The following is a 1,356-nucleotide window of genomic DNA, read 5'->3' as shown; positions in this document are numbered from 1 at the left end:
TCCAATAAAGAGTTGATATAGCTCATAAAAATTTGTTGTTTTAAAACAACTAGAATTAACGTTGACGTATGATTTGTTTAGTTTTCAAAGAACAATCTTTAAAGCGACTTTTACATATTAACAAGCTACTTAAAGTTTGTCAATAGCATTATAGAAGATTATTTTCATCTTACTAAAAATAATCCTGGTGGAGCCTAGCGGGATCGAACCGCTGACCTCCTGCGTGCAAAGCAGGCGCTCTCCCAGCTGAGCTAAGGCCCCATTATACATGGTCGGGAAGACAGGATTCGAACCTGCGACCCCTTGGTCCCAAACCAAGTGCTCTACCAAGCTGAGCTACTTCCCGATTTGATAACAGGTCAGAAATAAATATAAAAATATTAACTCCCGATATCTAGATTAGTGGCGCGCCCGAGAGGAGTCGAACCCCTAACCTTTTGATCCGTAGTCAAACGCTCTATCCAATTGAGCTACGGGCGCCTCAAATTATTAATAATAAATCTTTTGTAACAAAAAAATGCTGATACAAAAAAACTGGTGCCGAGGACCGGAATCGAACCGGTACGGTAGTCACCTACCGCAGGATTTTAAGTCCTGTGCGTCTGCCAGTTCCGCCACCCCGGCAAATTTGGAGCGGAAGACGGGATTCGAACCCGCGACCCCCACCTTGGCAAGGTGGTGTTCTACCACTGAACTACTTCCGCAAATATACAACATTTTTTATTCTATTGTTATAAATGGTGCGGGTGAAGGGAGTCGAACCCCCACGCCTCGCGGCGCTAGATCCTAAGTCTAGTGCGTCTGCCAATTCCGCCACACCCGCATATGAATTTATAACTTTCTTTAGAAAAAATGGTGAGCCATGAAGGACTCGAACCTTCGACCCTCTGATTAAAAGTCAGATGCTCTACCGACTGAGCTAATGGCTCTCTTTACAATATTAAGCTTGAATACTTTTCTCTGCTTAACTCTTAATAGCATGCTCAAATCATACTCCAAAACCTGCTTAAAATCTCTTTCGAGATTTTTCGCATGCTTCCGAAGAAGCAACACAAGGAAGTAAGAAGCATGGTGCCGGCCAGAGGACTTGAACCCCCAACCTACTGATTACAAGTCAGTTGCTCTACCAATTGAGCTAGGCCGGCATAATAGGAAAATTATTGCTTTGTAAAAACTATGGTGGAGGATGACGGGATCGAACCGCCGACCCCCTGCTTGTAAGGCAGGTGCTCTCCCAGCTGAGCTAATCCTCCGTATTTATTATCGCCCGGCAACGTCCTACTCTCACAAGGGGACAGCCCCTAACTACCATCGGCGCTGAGAAGCTTAACTTCCGTGTTCGGTATGGGAACGGGT

The 1,356-nt window shown here is 44.9% G+C and carries 9 tRNA genes and 1 rRNA gene; all 10 read right to left on the bottom strand.

Going from position 1 to position 1,356, the window contains the following annotated elements:
* Nucleotides 1–185: 185 nt before the first annotated feature.
* Nucleotides 186–261 (bottom strand) — tRNA-Ala (locus J2S07_RS21850).
* Between the two features lie 8 nt (nucleotides 262–269).
* Nucleotides 270–346 (bottom strand) — tRNA-Pro (locus tag J2S07_RS21845).
* Between the two features lie 57 nt (nucleotides 347–403).
* Nucleotides 404–480, bottom strand: a tRNA-Arg gene (locus J2S07_RS21840).
* 55 nt (nucleotides 481–535) lie between these two features.
* A tRNA-Leu gene (locus J2S07_RS21835) sits at nucleotides 536–624 on the bottom strand.
* 5 nt (nucleotides 625–629) lie between these two features.
* Nucleotides 630–704: transfer RNA gene (locus tag J2S07_RS21830), tRNA-Gly, on the bottom strand.
* A gap of 34 nt (nucleotides 705–738) precedes the next feature.
* Nucleotides 739–823 (bottom strand) — tRNA-Leu (locus J2S07_RS21825).
* A gap of 30 nt (nucleotides 824–853) precedes the next feature.
* Nucleotides 854–929: transfer RNA gene (locus J2S07_RS21820), tRNA-Lys, on the bottom strand.
* A 140-nt stretch (nucleotides 930–1,069) separates the two neighbouring features.
* Nucleotides 1,070–1,145, bottom strand: a tRNA-Thr gene (locus J2S07_RS21815).
* 32 nt (nucleotides 1,146–1,177) lie between these two features.
* A tRNA-Val gene (locus J2S07_RS21810) sits at nucleotides 1,178–1,253 on the bottom strand.
* Nucleotides 1,254–1,265: 12 nt separating this feature from the next.
* A 5S ribosomal RNA gene (gene rrf / locus J2S07_RS21805) occupies nucleotides 1,266–1,356 on the bottom strand; the annotation flags it as partial.

It is taken from the genome of Anoxybacillus andreesenii (genome assembly GCF_030813005.1).
In the GTDB taxonomy this organism is placed as follows: domain Bacteria; phylum Bacillota; class Bacilli; order Bacillales; family Cytobacillaceae; genus Robertmurraya; species Robertmurraya andreesenii.
This window is presented reverse-complemented; position numbering and strand designations above follow the sequence as displayed.